This window comes from Candidatus Kaistella beijingensis (genome assembly GCF_020084865.1).
Classification (GTDB): Bacteria; Bacteroidota; Bacteroidia; order Flavobacteriales; family Weeksellaceae; genus Kaistella; species Kaistella beijingensis.
In genome coordinates this window covers 220,260-236,273 of sequence record NZ_CP071953.1, presented here as the reverse complement: position 1 = coordinate 236,273, position 16,014 = coordinate 220,260, and the positions used below count along the sequence as shown (strand labels likewise).

The 16,014-nt window shown below is 34.0% G+C and carries 21 protein-coding genes; 1 reads left to right on the top strand and 20 read right to left on the bottom strand.

Features of this window, described 5'->3' with window-relative positions:
* Position 1 precedes the first annotated feature (1 nt).
* From J4771_RS01045 to J4771_RS01000, 10 genes are all read right to left on the bottom strand, one after another.
* A complete protein-coding gene (locus tag J4771_RS01045) occupies positions 2-265 on the bottom strand; it encodes a hypothetical protein (protein WP_224135637.1) in 264 nt (87 codons plus the stop codon).
* Positions 252-518 (bottom strand): hypothetical protein, encoded by a 267-nt coding sequence (locus J4771_RS01040; protein WP_224135636.1) that lies wholly within the window; start codon positions 516-518, stop codon positions 252-254. Before J4771_RS01040 ends, J4771_RS01045 begins: the two co-directional genes overlap by 14 nt.
* 12 nt (positions 519-530) lie before the next feature.
* Positions 531-983 (bottom strand): DUF5675 family protein, encoded by a 453-nt coding sequence (locus J4771_RS01035; protein ID WP_224135635.1) that lies wholly within the window; start codon positions 981-983, stop codon positions 531-533.
* 68 nt (positions 984-1,051) lie between these two features.
* Entirely contained in the window at positions 1,052-1,855 is an 804-nt protein-coding gene (locus tag J4771_RS01030; RefSeq protein ID WP_224135634.1) for a hypothetical protein, read from the bottom strand.
* Between the two features lie 363 nt (positions 1,856-2,218).
* Positions 2,219-3,052, bottom strand: a complete 834-nt coding sequence (locus J4771_RS01025; RefSeq protein ID WP_224135633.1) for a hypothetical protein — start codon at positions 3,050-3,052, stop codon at positions 2,219-2,221.
* Positions 3,053-3,282: 230 nt separating this feature from the next.
* On the bottom strand, positions 3,283-3,609 hold the full coding sequence (locus J4771_RS01020) for a DUF6572 domain-containing protein (RefSeq protein ID WP_224135632.1): 327 nt from the start codon (positions 3,607-3,609) through the stop codon (positions 3,283-3,285).
* A gap of 243 nt (positions 3,610-3,852) precedes the next feature.
* Positions 3,853-4,209, bottom strand: a complete 357-nt coding sequence (locus J4771_RS01015) for a hypothetical protein (RefSeq protein ID WP_224135631.1) — start codon at positions 4,207-4,209, stop codon at positions 3,853-3,855.
* 13 nt (positions 4,210-4,222) lie between these two features.
* Positions 4,223-4,873: an ankyrin repeat domain-containing protein gene (locus tag J4771_RS01010; RefSeq protein ID WP_224135630.1), complete on the bottom strand. Its 651-nt coding sequence runs from the start codon at positions 4,871-4,873 to the stop codon at positions 4,223-4,225.
* An 8-nt stretch (positions 4,874-4,881) separates the two neighbouring features.
* Positions 4,882-5,274, bottom strand: a complete 393-nt coding sequence (locus J4771_RS01005) for a hypothetical protein (protein WP_224135629.1) — start codon at positions 5,272-5,274, stop codon at positions 4,882-4,884.
* Between the two features lie 66 nt (positions 5,275-5,340).
* Entirely contained in the window at positions 5,341-6,162 is an 822-nt protein-coding gene (locus J4771_RS01000; protein WP_224135628.1) for a helix-turn-helix domain-containing protein, read from the bottom strand.
* A 429-nt stretch (positions 6,163-6,591) separates the two neighbouring features.
* Here J4771_RS01000 and J4771_RS00995 point away from each other — a divergent pair, with 429 nt between their 5' ends.
* Positions 6,592-7,596: an IS110 family RNA-guided transposase gene (locus tag J4771_RS00995; protein WP_224135627.1), complete on the top strand. Its 1,005-nt coding sequence runs from the start codon at positions 6,592-6,594 to the stop codon at positions 7,594-7,596.
* Positions 7,597-7,651: 55 nt separating this feature from the next.
* Here J4771_RS00995 and J4771_RS00990 read toward each other — a convergent pair whose 3' ends face one another.
* The 10 genes from J4771_RS00990 to J4771_RS00945 all read right to left on the bottom strand — a co-directional run bounded on the left by J4771_RS00990 (position 7,652) and on the right by J4771_RS00945 (position 15,804).
* Positions 7,652-8,251 (bottom strand): hypothetical protein, encoded by a 600-nt coding sequence (locus J4771_RS00990; RefSeq protein ID WP_224135626.1) that lies wholly within the window; start codon positions 8,249-8,251, stop codon positions 7,652-7,654.
* 231 nt (positions 8,252-8,482) lie between these two features.
* On the bottom strand, positions 8,483-9,562 hold the full coding sequence (locus J4771_RS00985; RefSeq protein ID WP_224135608.1) for a type I restriction endonuclease: 1,080 nt from the start codon (positions 9,560-9,562) through the stop codon (positions 8,483-8,485).
* Between the two features lie 174 nt (positions 9,563-9,736).
* The gene (locus J4771_RS00980; protein ID WP_224135625.1) at positions 9,737-10,435 is read right to left on the bottom strand and encodes an RloB family protein; all 699 of its coding nucleotides are present in this window, start codon (positions 10,433-10,435) and stop codon (positions 9,737-9,739) included.
* Positions 10,425-11,753 carry an AAA family ATPase gene (locus tag J4771_RS00975; RefSeq protein ID WP_224135624.1) on the bottom strand — a complete coding sequence of 443 codons (1,329 nt, stop codon included), beginning with the start codon at positions 11,751-11,753 and terminating at the stop codon, positions 10,425-10,427. The genes J4771_RS00980 and J4771_RS00975 overlap by 11 nt, the downstream gene beginning before the upstream one ends.
* A gap of 99 nt (positions 11,754-11,852) precedes the next feature.
* Complete coding sequence (locus J4771_RS00970) at positions 11,853-12,515, bottom strand: hypothetical protein (RefSeq protein WP_224135623.1); 663 nt, start codon at positions 12,513-12,515, stop codon at positions 11,853-11,855.
* A 3-nt stretch (positions 12,516-12,518) separates the two neighbouring features.
* The gene (locus tag J4771_RS13235; protein WP_317196358.1) at positions 12,519-13,148 is read right to left on the bottom strand and encodes a J domain-containing protein; all 630 of its coding nucleotides are present in this window, start codon (positions 13,146-13,148) and stop codon (positions 12,519-12,521) included.
* Positions 13,148-13,384 (bottom strand): hypothetical protein, encoded by a 237-nt coding sequence (locus J4771_RS00960; protein WP_224135622.1) that lies wholly within the window; start codon positions 13,382-13,384, stop codon positions 13,148-13,150. Before J4771_RS00960 ends, J4771_RS13235 begins: the two co-directional genes overlap by 1 nt.
* A 296-nt stretch (positions 13,385-13,680) precedes the next feature.
* Positions 13,681-13,980 carry a type II toxin-antitoxin system RelE/ParE family toxin gene (locus tag J4771_RS00955; RefSeq protein WP_224135621.1) on the bottom strand — a complete coding sequence of 100 codons (300 nt, stop codon included), beginning with the start codon at positions 13,978-13,980 and terminating at the stop codon, positions 13,681-13,683.
* Positions 13,977-14,228 (bottom strand): type II toxin-antitoxin system ParD family antitoxin, encoded by a 252-nt coding sequence (locus J4771_RS00950; protein WP_224135620.1) that lies wholly within the window; start codon positions 14,226-14,228, stop codon positions 13,977-13,979. The genes J4771_RS00955 and J4771_RS00950 overlap by 4 nt, the downstream gene beginning before the upstream one ends.
* Positions 14,229-14,451: 223 nt before the next feature.
* Positions 14,452-15,804 (bottom strand): hypothetical protein, encoded by a 1,353-nt coding sequence (locus J4771_RS00945; RefSeq protein WP_224135619.1) that lies wholly within the window; start codon positions 15,802-15,804, stop codon positions 14,452-14,454.
* Positions 15,805-16,014: the final 210 nt, after the last annotated feature.

Sequence of the window (16,014 nt, the reverse complement as noted above, 5' to 3'; positions counted from 1 at the left end):
TTTAAGGTTGCTTTGAATTTTCCTTTTGTTCGGCTTCATTATCGTTGTCCGTTTGCATTGCCGTTTGTGATATAGCGGTTGCCACAGTTCCGCCCAATATCAGATAACCGCCTACGGTTACAATGGTAGCAGGTAATGCAATGGGTGCGGTCAGAATTGCACCGCCTACGGCTGTTAATGTGATACCGATTGTCCGAATGATTTTAAACCATTTCGGGGTTGGAGCTTTTACACGCTCTACTAAATTTAAACTATTGCTTTTCATTGTTGAATTGTTTTAAAATGATTTTTTCTAAATTGTTTACTCGGTGTTCCAGATAATCCACTTTGTGATTAAGCAAATCATAACTGTTTTTGAACTCTGTTTTTATCAGCAAAGCCATTGTTTTTACTTCCGTTAAATCCTTTTCCATTTTCTTAAAATCGGAATGGAGTTGTTTAATGAAGTAAGCCACAATAGCCAAGAGCATACTAATCAAAGAGCCGAACACTACATTTAATGTGATTGCATTTTCCATTGATACACGCTTTTAAAATTGGAAATTGTTTTCAATGCTGATACCCTTACGCTCACTTTGGGCAATAGCCAAAAGTTTTGGATAAATCATTTGGTAAGCATCGTTGCTTCGCAACACTTGATAATCGCCATTCACAAGCTCGAAACCGAAACCACAAAGCGGACAACCTGCCGTATGGGTGTACGTGTTCCCGATGTGGATATACACAAAACTGAAATTCGGTAAGCCGTTTATTTCAATCATACCTTTATGGAGCTTTGGGAATTTCTGCCGATACTCGGCATTCATTCCACCCCAGGTGTTCAGCCTTAGCGTGTAGTTTCCTGTTGGGATTGCGGTTTGCTTCGGAATTTTTACGGCTCTTATCTTGTCTTCTAAAAGGTAGCACTGAAACACATCATCAATATATAATTGGCTCAATGTACTTTGCTTGCCTTCGGCTACTCTTAAAATTTTTGTTCTCATTGAAGATTGATTTTAAAGGTTAGAAATAAAAGCCCCTCGCAATGCTTGGGGCTTTCGTTTGTGATGTTCTAAAACGCATCTTCAATCCGTAAGCAGTTGCTTGATGAAAACGCATAATGATTACCGTTTACCTCTTGGAAAAACTCAATCCCGATGCACTGAATAACCGTTACATTCGTTCCCAATGTTGGAGCAGTTGGAAACGTAGCCGTTAATGTAGAGCCTGCAAATGCCGTATTTAACGGAATATAGGGAGAGTATTCAACAATGCTTAATTCGTTGTTTACGATGTCATCAGGTTCATAAGTTCCTGTTGTAGTGTTATAAACGAAGTCAGCGACCACCGCCAAAGCGTTAATCAATCTGAAATGCGTTGCCCCAGACGGTGCAGAAATCAAATCAGCAGGATTAAACGGAGCAATGATAAAATCCGCACTATCCCTTGCAACGGTATGGGTTACATCATACGGAGCATTAAAAACCCCATTGATAGAAAGTTTTTTGTCAAACTCAAAGCCTAACAAATAGTTTCTTTGTGTTGAGATTTCAACCTTTCTGTAACCCCTTGCTTCTGTACCGTCTTCCAGATTGATTTTTTTCATTACGGACGTTAAACGTCCTGTAACTTGGCTGTCTGCCATTTTTGACATCAACGCTGATAAAGCGGTACGAATGGATTTGCCAGCTCTTGCACAGCCCCCAAATTCATTCATATTCTCACGAGTACGTTCAAATTCGGGTGCGGTCTTTACCTGTTCTGCGGTAGGACCGCCCACCATACCCGCAAAAAATCCCTGGTGTCCTTTGATTTTGAAATGTCGGACATCGCCTATCGTTCCGACATACTTCATAAGTCCTTTTTGTCTTGCCATTGTCTTAAATTTTATGAGTTAATAAATACGTTGCGTACGCATTTACAAAGTTCTATTTAACTCATTTTGTGGGCAATACACGAGGTGGTAAAAGGTAATGCAATACGGTGCTAACGCACCGAAAACGGTAAAATGCAAAGGGCAGGACTGCAATCGGTATGGTAGAACGGACGAAAAATTGACAGGGAAACAAATAAAAAAAGCAAGGATTTTTATAGTGAAAATCCTTGCTTTGAATGGTGTAAAAAATATGCCTCTAAAAGTTGTACTTATGTTGTACCTGCGATTTGAAAAAGTATGTAAATACGCTGAAAATCAATGTTCTATAATAAGACTTTTGTTAATACCTTGTTATCTGCAGTATTATTTTTTTGTCATTTTGTAATGTAGATTTAGGAAATTGATTCCATAAAATTTAAAATTATGGTCTGTTCTTAAAACATTTTCTTCATCGACGTATACTTCAATCCATTCGTGTAAAACCTTTACAAATTTCGCCCAATATTTTCCTTTGTGATTGGTTAGAAAAAAATAAAATCCATTTTCTCCAAATTTATTTCCGTCGCTACTTAGAAGTAAAGATCCATTATCCAAAACTTTTTTGGTCATAATTACAGTTGCATTTCCATTTGGAAGTGGAAATATTACTTTTAAGAGATTTTTTTTGAAATGAGGCATAAATGTAGTTGTGTAAACTCCAGAGTAAATCACATCATTTGTACTTTTTATTTTTCTGTACCAAATTGTAAATAATGTTTCGTCATCTTTTTTTAATTTTACAATTTCACTTTTTAGACCTTTTGCCATTGCAAGAGGATTTGTTGGAATATTTAATTGTTGCAATCTTTTGCTGAAAATTTTCGTCAATAAAAATCCAAACGGTTTGAAAATTCCTTTCCATTCAGACCAAATTTCAAAGTCATAATTTGATGTATTTTCATAGAAATCAATTACTTTCGGATTTAATAAATTCTTTTCTACTTCGGTAAAATCTAAAACATTTATGTTTTCAATAAGTCCAGAATTTGGTTGGTTTGAAGTTATTTTTAGATTTTCTTTTTCAGCGAGATTTTTAAAGAATTTATCATCAATTTTATCTTCGTCTCCAATTATTCCATAAATCCAAAAATCTTTGTTAATGTCAATTTTTCTTCCGGAAAGTTTTACCCAAATTTGAGTTAATTTATCTTGAATCATTTTTGGCAGCCGCTTTGGTAATATTGCAGATAACGAAAAAAGTATTGGCGAAGAACGGGCTACTTTGCTGACATTTTCAAAGGAAAACCGAACCTGAGCAAAATGCTTTTTCAGATTTCTAAATTACGGAAAATAGAAATATGAAAAGCATTTTTGCGAATTTTGTTAACTGAATGCGCAAAGACAATATTCACCCCGTTTTTTGCCAATACTATGTTATCTGCAGTACATTATTTTTGATTTAGCATTTTCCAAGAGAAGTCTACATTTTCACTTTCAATAATGCTTTGGCAATTCTCTAAAAATTCAACTGCAATTTTGTCAGGAGCAAATTTCATGATTAAACGTATAGATATTTTTTTATTTATTGCATTGGGATATTCTTCACCTAATTGTCCGCTTTCAATGAAATTAAGGTAGGAGTTAAGTTTGTCTTGTAAAATTTGAAAGTGTTCATTTCTATTGTTCCATTCAAGATGGTCTGAAATTGTCAACTCAACGTTTCCATCAGGTTTTGTGCTAATAAAATCAACTTTGTCAATTTGTTCTACACTCATTATTTGTAGGCTGTTTTTGTATTGCAGATAACGGAAAAGGGCTTTGCGAGGTACGGGCTACTGCAACCGGAATTTCAAGAGATGACCGTACGCTAGCAAAAACTTTTTCCATTTTTCAAAATTACAAAAAATAAAAAAACGAAATGGTTTTTTGTGGCTAAAAGTGCTGAAATCTTCTAAATGATAACTTTCAACCCCGCTTTTGCCAAACCCATGTTACCTGCAGGCGTTTTGTCTTGCATGTTAGATTTTCTTAATTGATTTATAATGGTCAAACGACTTTTTTGTCAAGGCAGCTAACTCTTTGAATAGTTTGTCGTCTAATTCTTTGAAGTTGAAGCAAGATTTTCCTTGCATACGGTCTTTAAGGTCTTGGCTTATATTGTCAAGTAAGTCAGGATAATAATAAACTGGCATTAAATGAAAAGCTACATAAGACTTTTTGATTTGAACAGCACCAAAAAATTCTGATTTTTTATTTGTGGCTGAAATTGCTGTGTTTAAATAGTAGTTTATTCTATGATTATGAACAACTAAAAGGCTACTTTCATATTTTGATAAAATTTCTTTTAAAGTAAAAAATAAATTTTCTGCTTCCATGATTATATTATTTTTAGATGGCTTCTAAATATTTTATAATATCAGTTCTTTTCTCTTTAACAGCAATTGAATGTGCAGTATCACCATTGTCCATTTTTGAATTAATGTTGGCACCATTTGAAACTAGTAGTTTAACTAAGTTTATATTTCCTCTATGGGTAGCTGAATGCAATGCTGTAACATTTTGAATTTGTGGGATATTGGGATCTGCACCATGTTGAAATAAAAGTTTACATAGCTCCAAATTATCTTTTGCTATAACAGAATGCAGAGCGTTAACCTTTGAAGCATTTGTTGCTTGTAAATTAGGACTAGCACCATTTTCAAGGAGAAAAATAAAAATTTCTGATTGGTTGAAATAAGCGGCTAAAGAAAGAGGAGTAAATCCGTCATTTGAATGTAAGTTTAGTAAATCGTTTTGCTTTTCTAACAAGATCTTTACTAAATCCAATTTTCCGCAAATTATTGCCTCGTGGAAAGTAAAATTCTTCTTGAGATTGATTGCTAATAATAAAATCTCCTCTATTCCACTGTAAGCTATCAATTGTAAGCCAGATGCTCCATTAATATCCACATCATCTAAAATGCTAGGCGATTTTGTTAAAAGTTTATTGAGTTTGTCCAATTCTTTATTTTCAATTAATATTTTAAGTTTCTCAATCATAATTATAGTTATTTTGAAATTTTATATCCTATTAATACAAATGGAAGAAAAGCAAATAAACTGATTATAATAAACCAAGTTGGGTGGGGCAACGAAAAGAAGTTAGCAATTGCCGAAAGTGTCAAAATAATACCTGCAATAATTGGCAACTTTTCGTTGTCATTTTTACTGATTAACTTAATTAAAAAACCACATAAAACAGAACCAATTATCCAACCTACTAAAACTAATAACCAAAGCGTTAATGGTTGATTTTCGTAAAATGTCTTTACAGCTATACTATCATTGTAGTCCAAATTTTGTGGAACTGGGTGTAAGGCACTATTGATTGTTTCTGCAATTACAAAAATGATAATTGCCGAAAATAAACCTACCACAACTGAAATAATGTTACGCTTCATATTTTAAAATTATTTTAGGGTAAAAGTAGAGGTTGTAGTTTTGCAAAAATTGTAAATATGTAACCATTACTGAAATGGAATAAAATGAGGGGCTATTTTAAGAGATTGTGTTTTCTCAACAAGATTTGCGTATTCATTAGGAGTCAAGTCTGTAAATTTTTTAAAGTCGTTTATGAAATGAGCTTGGTCAAAATATTCTAATTCGTAAGCAACATTAGTAAGTTTTTCTGTCGGTGAACCACTAATGGTTTTTAATGTGTTTTGAAGTCTGTTTAATGATGATAAAGTTTTTGGTGAAACACCTGCAAACTCTTTTGATAGATGGTTTAAATGTTTTCGAGAAATTTTCAGTTTGTTACAAATTTGATTAATAGAAATTGGATTTGATTTAGATAGCAATATTTCTATTGTTGAAATCAGTTTTTGATTAGGAAACTTATTTGTCAATAATTTGCGGTACAGAAAATTTTCAATAATTAGGAATTGTTCTGTCAAAGAGTCTGCTTCTTGAAGTTGTTCCCAAATTTCGTCTGCTTCATTGTTAAAAATATTGTCAAGTGTTACATAGTTGTTCGTGTAATAGTGCAAAGGGTCATTAAGGAAAATAAAAGCACCTAATGCTTTGAATTGAATAACCAACATTTTACTTGTTCCGTAACTTTCTACATTAGTCGGTTTGGTTTGAAGTCCTGCAAGCCAATGTCGCTTGTAATCAATATGATTGTCAAAATGCTTGGTTGTGAATAGTTTAAAATTGTCTTCAAGGTTGAAAACTAAACTCATTGCAATTTTAGGAAGTCCTGTTCCTTTGTTATTGCCTTCAATGTAACATATACTGTCTACATAGTTGTCAAGTGGTGTTTTTGGTATATGTTTTTTAAATATCATTTCTCTCTGTCGATGTTAGCACTGTAGTCTGCTACGCTTGCAGGTAACGGAAAAGGGCTTTGCGAGGTGCGGGCTACTGCAACCGAAAGTGGAGAGGAGAACCGAACGCTAGCAAAAACTTTTTCCATTTTTTAAAATTACGAAAAAACTAAAAAATGGAAAAGTTTTTTGCGGGTATTTTCTAGAATATTTCTGAGATTTCCTTCAACCCGCATCTTGCAAAACCCATCTTTACTTTGCATCCATAAAATAAATACCTTTAGAAAGCAAAACAGAGTGACCTAAAAAACCCTGTAAATTAAATCAGATTTAACTAACATATCAGTACTCTGTTTTGCATAAAGGTTGAACTGAAGTTTCAAATAGAATATTAGACAAGAACTACTAAAGATTTTAAAACCATTCAACCACCTTTCTAAAAATAAAGATATGAAAAATTACAAAAACTACCTGGGTTTCGACGTCTCCAAAAACACCTTGGACTACTGCCTCCTGATTCCGCAAAGAGACACGGTAAAGAGAGGAAGCGTCGCCAATGAGAAAAAGTCTCTGCAGACGCTATTTGCAGCGTTTTCAAAGGAAGGACTGATGATGGAGGACACACTCGTGGTCTTCGAGCATACCGGAATCTACTCCACTATTCTGGCGGTGTTCCTGTGCGGGAACGGTTGGAACTATGCGGAAGTCCCCGCAATCGAGATCAAGCGTTCCAGAGGTCTTTCCAGAGGCAAGAGCGACACGATAGATGCGCAGGAGATCGCCAAATACGCGATGCGCAACGAGGACAAGATCCAACTCTCGGAAGTTCCCGAAATCATCTACCAGCAACTTAACCTCATGAATGCGGAACGCGAAAAGCTCATCGCCGCGATAAAAAGTTTCGAGCGCACTTCGGAGGGCGAGGAATTCTTGGGAAAGGAAGTCTACAGGAGCGTGAAATCCGCCAACAGAAAGACGGTAACGTTCCTGAAATCCCAGTTGAAAACCCTGGAACTGGCAATAAGCAAACTCGTCAGGAGCGATGAGGACCTTAACGCTAAACGGGAACTGTTGCGCAGCATACCGGGAGTCGGAGAAATCGGAACGCTTTATCTGCTGCTCACCACGAAGGGATTTCTGCGGTTCAGGAATGCGAGAAAATATGCGTGCTACTGCGGAATAGCGCCATTCGGGAGAACATCGGGAACCAGCATCCGGGGGAAAAGCAGGGTGAGCCCTTTTGCCGACAAAAAGATGAAGTCGATACTGCACCTGCTTTCACTGACGGCAATAAAGTACGACCACGAGCTGAAGCTCTACTACGAGCGAAAACAGGCGGAAGGAAAACCGAAAATGTTGGCGCTAAACAACGTTAAATTCAAACTCGTCAACCGGATTTTTGCGGTCATCGGGCGTGGGACTCCCTACGTGAAAACACAACAATTTGCGGCATGAAAAAATTCAAAATAGTACTTGTTTTTTGACATAGAATATGTTATCTGTAGTTTTTTTACATTTTGATATTTACCAATGTCATAACAAGACAATCATGGACACCACTGATAGAATATTGACATGAACTTAATATATTTTCCTTTGATTTACCGGTTTCCCTACTAATAAATAAAACAAGCTCTTCATTCGTTAAATTAGTAAATTGCTGAATCATAATATTTTTTTTAATAATTTTCAGTAGATTTCCATTTGGATTTCCAGTTGAATATTGTAATTCCTCATTTGCTTTTTCAATAGTATATTGAGCATTGCTTCCAGTTACTTCATCATTTTCCAGTTTCGGTAATAATTTTAATATATTTTCTCCGTAATCTTTTAATCTATTTATTTCTAATTCAACTTCGTTTGAATTAATTTTTTTGTCATTAATGAAATCTACAATACGATTTAATGCCGTGAAATATCTGTCTGCATGATTTTTTATCATATCAGCGTTTTCTTTTTTATAATAGTTTGCTGATGCTTTATAATAGGCTGCATCATAAACATTTTGTAATGAGTTGTCAATTTCAACTCGAACTTTATATTCAGTTAATTGTGCTTGTGCATTGTTTGCTAAAAACAAAATAATTGATAGAAATAGGATTTTTTTCATAATATTTAGGTGTTATTTTTAAAATTACAGATAACGGAAAAAGTATTTGCGAAGGGCGGGCTAAATTTAACTGAAAGTTCAATTTCGACCGAACGAAGCAAATTGCTTTTTCAGATTGTTAAATTACAAAAAAATACAATATGAAAAGCAAGTTGCGACTAAATGCATCGGGTTTTTCTATTATATATTCAACCCCGCCTTTTGCAAATACTATGTTATACGCAGCCGTTTTTATTCATAATTTTTCACGGTTGCAAGAAGTTCATTCTTGTACTCATAAATATCTTCTAAAGAATTCAGCAATTTCTTTTCTCCGTTATCTTTTCCCTGATGAAAAACTTCGAGATACTTGTTTGAAGAATTAAAGTGAAGTCTACAAAGCGGTTTTCTGTTATTGTCATCTAACAAAACACCAAAATATGATTGAGTATCACGGAAAGCAATTCTCGAAGCAGGAATTACCTCTCTTAAAATTGCTTTTATGATCTGTGAACCTTCAATTTCTTCTTGTGTGGTTATGAATTTAGGTGCGTCTTTATTTTCCTCTTCATCAACAGAAGTAATATTATCTGATTGTTTTGAAGGAACAGTTTCATTAATATTTAAGGCATTTTTTAGTCTGAAACTAATTGATTCATTTATCGAGTTAGAAAAAGCACGTTTTGTATAATCTTTGAAAGTTGCAAGTCTTGAAGCAATCAAAGGCTTATCAAAAAATCTACTTACCAACATTTTTACCATTTCATCTGAAGGTTCTTGTAATTCTTTCTCAAATTCACTGCGGATTGCTTTGATATATTTTAGCGCTTCCGCAGAATCCAAAATACTTTCTAAATTGTATCCATTTTTGGTGAAATTCGCAAGAATTTTAAGACTTGAATCCTTTAGGTTTGATAAGTCTAAAGTAAAAAATGGCTTTTCATCCATTATATTTGGTTTTTCCAAATCTGCATAAAAATTAAAAATATGGCCATTGGTCAAAACGCCAAATCTGGATTTTGAAACGTGATAATATCTGTGAAGTTGAGAATTATGAGCGTCTGCATTTTCCTTCCAATGTTTACACTCGATAATTAAAATTGGTTCGTTGTCTTTTTTAATTACATAATCTATTTTTTCTCCTTTTTTAGTTCCGATATCACAGATGAATTCTGGAATTACTTCAGTGGGATTAAAAATATCGTAACCAAGAATTTGTATAAAAGGCATCACAAAAGCATTTTTAGTTGCTTCTTCGGTGTTGATTTGATCTTTTAATGCATCAACGCGATTGTGCAATTGTTCCAATTTTAATTTTAAATCTGCTTCCATAAAGTTATTTTGAGTAAATATAGAAATTTTTGTTTGTTCACTGAATTTTGTGCGGGATTTTTGATACGGTTGCGTATAACGGTTCTGGGCTTGGCGTAGTTGGCTTTTGTGCGGTTGGGTTTGAGCGTTGGCAAGCCAATTACGCCAAACCCTTGTTGGCTGCTGGCGTTCTGTTTATGTGTACTTCAATAATGTTTCAACAAGTCTGAATACAGTAGTTGATGATTCTTCTGTCGCAGGATTGGCGTGTTCAAACTGTTCGTAATTCCTTTTTGCTCTTTGAATAGCTAACACTTTTCTTTCTCTATTCGTTTTTTCGTCAATTCCGTCCAACACTTCAAATATTTCTTCTGTAATAATTTTACTGCCTTCTCCGTCATAGACCAATTTGAAAGGTTTGAGAAGATTATTGATTTTCTTATCGTAGTCTTTTCTATGCATTCCGCCTCCTTGATGGTCTTCAAAATGCAGAATTATCCAATATTCAAATGCCTGATTTGAATAAGCAACACCAAAGTTTTGAACTTCTGCTGTTACAATGGCATTGTTAAAGTCGTTGTTGTCAAAATCATCTTTGTCAAATACGCACCAAACTTGTTCGTAATCTTTTTCTTTCGCTAATTCGGAAGCTCTGTTTACAAGAGAAATCGTGTTATATCCTTCTCCGATAGGTTTAATAGTTGCAGTAGAAAGCCTAAACTGACTGAAATATGAGGGTTCTGTATTTTCTCCCTCGCATACAATCAGTATTGTTGGCTTTTCTTGCAGTACAGGTTCACTTCTTTCAAAAACAGGTTCATTTCTACGCTTTGATTTTAACTGTTCTCTGTGCCGTTTCTTTGCCTCAATTTGTTCTGCTCTTTTATCTTTCATTTTCATATTGCGGCAAATTTTTAGTCAGACTATCAAAATATTCCAAATATGGAACAGCTCCGTATTTTCCTCTGATATAATTATCTTCAAAGGCTTCGGTTTTTCTTACATTTTCTGATTTGAAATCGCCTAACGAGTAAAGTCGGGCTTCTCCGTATTTGTTTTTTTCGGCAAACCAAATCTGGTCACGCCTGAATAATCCTGAACTTAATAAATTAGTGTCGTGTGTGTTGAAAATAAGTTGAGCGTTCTTTTTGTTAATCTCTTTTGAGTTAAAAAGCGATACCAATTTGCAAACCAAATTCGGATGAAGTTTAGAATCTAATTCATCTACAACGAGCGTATAGCCATTTTCAATAACGTCTAAAATAGGTCCTGTAAGAGCGAAAAATTTCCGTGTTCCCGATGATTCATCTTCGTCCAAAGAAAAGCGTACAGTTTCATTTGTATTCTTTTTGTTGGCATCATACTTTTTGTGAAAAGTGATAACGTCAGAGATAAATTCAGCATTTTCTTCACGAACAGTTTTAATAATCCGTTCTTTCAAATCTTTGGGCATATCTTTTGGCAGTTGCTCAATGTCCAACTTTTGAAGTTTAATATCTTGAATACCCAAATCTGCTGCTTTAAGAAGATTGAGAATTTTAGATTTATGAACAGGGCTTTCGGTTTTGCTCATTGTGAAACCTTGATAGCCTTCTTCATTTAGTCCCGAAATAGTTTTTAACTGTTTGAACCAATCAATCACATTGATAGCAATAGCATCGTTAAATTGTGCCGCAACTGAAATCAATAAAGCATTGTCTCTAACCAAGCCTTCTTTAATTACCGTATTTCCTTTGGAAAAATTTCTTGCGTGTGTTTCAAAATCTTGGAACTCTCTGTAAAACAATTCTACTTCTTTGGTTTTAGGTCTGTGATAAAGCCATTCAGAGATAATAGTTTCATTGTCGGCTTCAAAACCATATCTGTACATTTCATTTTCAAAAGTAAAAATAACCTCAAATTCACTTGGTAAATGTTCGGTTTCTGTACTCAATCTAAAAGGTTCGATATTGATTTTGTCGCCTTTCTGACTGTCTTTTGAACTTGTGATGACAAAATGTTTCATAAACATCAGTGCCTCCATAAACTTACTTTTACCGCTCGCATTTGCACCATAGATTACTGCACTTTTCAGAACACGCAGATTGAAAATGTTGTCTTCAAAAATGTTATCAGACTCACGAGTTGTCTTATCGTAATTAGACGCTACAAGGCTGATAGTGGCTTTCTCTTTGAAAGTCCTAAAATTTTTAACTGAGAACTGAATAAGCATAATAATGTCTATTTTAGCGTTACTTCTGTAAAAGTAGTCATTATTTTTAAAATAACGCTATATTTAGCTCTATTTTTACTTGTTTTTGGTGTTTTTAGATTATTTAATGTTCGTAATTCTGAAACTTTTTAGGATTGTCGCATAATCTGTTTGCCAATAAGTAGCTTCTGATAAACGGTAGGAAAGGGTAAATGTGTGCATTCTGTCGTTGTTGTGAAAGATGTACATATGAACTAAAACAAATGGCTTGTCTTGAAGTTGCCGTTTGTAACTTATATGTATGCAGGACATTCCATTTACTTTTTCAATCTTCAAAGGATACCATTCTATAAGTTTAAGTCCTGTTCCGTAAAAACTGTTTTGAGTTTCTTGTTTAAACATCTTATTAAGTTCATTGATGTCTGTTTGCGTGTATTCTGAAATGTTGAAATTCAACTTTTCATAATCGCCAAAACTGCCTAATGTTGTTTCAACCATTATACGAGCATATTTTTCAAATCCCTCTTTTCCAAATTCGTTAAGTCCTTTTTGTTGTGCGACAAGTTGCGAAGCATCAAACCCTTTTATCTTTTTTATCTCATCAACAAACTCTTTGTATTTGCCTTTTTGTACTTCCATTGTTGGGGGCAAATCAAAACTTCCTACATTTTTAATATAAATTCTTTGCCAACCTGATTGTAATGTTGGTAAAGGTTGTGTTTGTGCAATACTAAATTGAGTTGCACAAAGAAAGGCAATAAGTATGATGAATATTTTTTTCATAATCTATGTTTTGTGATTATCGTAATTGTTGTGAGCAAGTTTGTAAAGTAAAATGCCAATAGGCAATAGTATTATGCCAAGTATAGGATTTCCTATTTCCCCTTTTGTTGATAGTCCAACGACAATATTACCACAACCGCCCATTGACAATAAAGCACCAAGCATTACAAGAAAAGCATTTCCAAGTTGGAAACCTGTTTCTTTAACCATTCCAACAACCAAATTTGAAAAGTCATTAAATGCCATTTTAGCAAAACTTTCAGCCTGCTGTCGTGCATTTCTTGTCCACTTGTTTAGGTCTTCATCTTCAAATTGCGGCTCTTGTTGTTTGGAACTTGAAGATTTTGTTTCTTCTTGTTTTTTGTCGTCTTGCCGTTGTTGATGAGTTCCTGTATTCTCTGCTTTTGCCTTTTGTCCGAAGTAATATTGATACTCTCGGTCATACTTTACTCTAGCCTCATCATCAAACAAAATGAGGTATGCTTCATTGATAGCAATGAATTTTTCGTGAGCATCAGGGTTTTTGTTTTTGTCAGGGTGAAATTTTAAAGCAAGCCGTCTGTATGCCTTTTTAATTTCTTCTTTTGTTGCCGTTGGCTCAATTTCAAGTGTCTTGTAGTGATTAGGTATCATTACTTTTTCAAGGTGATGTCGTTATCATTTTGTTTGTCCTTGTTTAAAGTAATGTCGCCATTTTGATTTTTGGTTTGGTCGTCTTTTTTACCAAACATACTTTTGTAAATTAGAGGTATTGCTATTGCACCAAGCCACATAACAGCACCTCCACCTGCTTCTTTAATGATTGTTAGAACTACTACGATTACGAAGCACACTACCACGAAAACGATTACTTTTCCTGTTTTTCCCATTTTGTTAATGTTTAAATGTTGTGCTTACTCTGTTCGGTTTTCAGCTTCCCCGTTGGTTGTTCTGCAATGTCGTGGGTTACGCTTGCAGCCAACGGAAAAAGTATTTGCGAAGGGCGGGCTACTTTGCACAAAAAGTGGAAAGAAAAACCACCTGGAGCAAAATATTTTTCCACTGACTAAATTACAAAAAAAACAGGAAGTGGAAAAATTTTTTGCGGCTTTTGCTAACTTAATTTTCACAGAATATATTCAACCCCGCCTTTTGCAAATACACTGTTATATGCAGCCGGAACTTTTCATTCAGATAGTTGCGAATCAATATCCATTTGCTGATGAAGAATTCTTATAATTTCTATTTCGTCACTCTTGGTGCTTATTCGGTAAAAAATAAAGTGCGATTTAACTCTTGAACGAAAATATCCTTTTCGTATTTGACTGAAATCCATTCCGTTTTTAGGATTTTCAGCTAGATATTCGATTTCGTCCATCAATAAATCGTAATAATAATCCGCTTGTTCTAACGACCAAGTTTCGAAAGTGTAAAGCCAAATTTTTTCTAAATCTTTTTCAGCTTCTTTACTTATTTTGCATTTCATTTCTCAGCAGCATATTTTTTATGAAGTCCGTTTAAGAAATTCTTGCGGTCAAAATCTTTCACAAATCCTGACTTTTCACCTTTTTTTAATTCATTTATCAATTGAGTTTTTTTGGATTCCTCGTGCTCGAACATTCTCAAAGCGGCTCTCACAACTTCACTAGCAGAAGAAAATTTTCCGGTCTGAATTTGTTGAGAAATAAAATTGTCGAAGTAATCGCCCAATAAAATTGAAGTATTTTTTGCCATCACAAATAATTTAATTCAAATATACCAATTATTGGTATTCAATCCAAAATTTATTTGATGCGGAATCTCAAATCCGGTTGCATATAACGGAAAGGGGCTTTGCGATGGTGGGGCAATCGAAGCACTTCCGTTCAGTTAAAGTACAAAATTTCAATAGAATAACAAATGTTGAACTTTGTACTTTAGCCCCACTATCGCAAAACCCTTGTTGGTGGCAGTTTTTTTATTGGATTTCAATCATATAATTATAAAGTTTAGCTCTTTTGCTGTCTTCTTCTACTTTATTCATTAATGTAAAACCATTTGAGTTAAAGTTTATAACTGTATAAGTTTCAGTAATGCCATCAACGTTTGCCGTTATTTTGACTTTATCATCTTTTTTTGTAACATCAGAAATAGTAATATTTTTACCACACTTTTCAGTTTTAATGTCATTACTATTAACTTTATGTGAAAGGCATTTGGCTATTTTGAAGTTTTTATTAATTTCTATAAATTGTTTAAAGATTTCAAAATTTATTTTTTTATCAGAGTATGCAATCCCAAAAACATCAGTTGTAGGGTATGTGTAAGGTCCGCCTAAAGTTTTACCTCCAATTTCTATAACCTTTACTAAAAGAGTATTTGCACCCAAAAAAACAGTCTGAATTTTTGCTGAACTAAAAGCTTTGTCTTTAGCTTTGTCAACATTACTTAAGGCAGATGTAATAATTGATACAGCAACATTCCCTTTTTTGTCCAAATTTTGATAATTGATTGTAGTAAGAGATACTTTATTATAATCATTAGGTGAGGATATTGTATTGAATTCAGGTTCAATATCAAGTTTTGCAAGTTCAAAATTTTTCATTTTATCCAACGTTTCTTTACTCTCTTGTACGTTTGGAATGCTTTGCATAAAATCTTTAATTGTATTATTATAATCTGTAAGAGGTTGTTGTTGCGGAATTTCTGTACTTTGCTGAGTAGTTGTAACTTGATTTGCTTGATTATGTTGTGACTGATTAGTTTGATTTTGTGAACCTCTGGTCGTTGTTGTAGGTTGTGTATTTTGATTATTTATTGAATTATTTGAACTTGGGTAATTGGGGCAACTATATTTTGATGTACCAACAGTTGCACAAATAGGACAAATTCCTCCACCATCACATTTTTCTGCTGTGCCTGTAAAATTGTTTTTTGTGCCTTCAAATACCAAATTGCCTATCAAAACAACTTGTCCTCCTCCATTTTTAGCATTAATATTATCTGTACCACCACCAATTGATGTACTATTTGCTTGCATTATAATATTTTGAGTGGAACTGTTTTTTATTGCATCATAACAATCATTGATATTATCTCTCACTACGAATTCAAAACGAATTGCTTTGGAATAACTGTTTTTAAATTGGATGCTATATAAATAATCTCCAGTGGTTTTATTGTAGTTAGCCTTGCTTAATCTATACGAAATACCGCTATAACACGCAGAAGTTGTCCAATTATTTCCATATTGCGGTGTAGCGGACACCACTTGTCCAAAAGCAAAAGTCAATGGAAATAATAAAATTGTAAGCAAAAATATTTTTTTCATAATCCGTAGTTTTTATGGTTAGTTTAAATTTATAGCAAATAGGGAAGATTCATTAAGGTTGTCAATTACCCCTTTTGGTTATTTTTACGAGTGGTCGGATAAAATTGCCACCAACGTTTTGCAGCTTGGCGAAGTGGCGGTTTTTGAAGCACTTACTTTCAATTTAGAACTAAACTTTATTTGAAAACCAAATGTTCAATTTAGCACTGA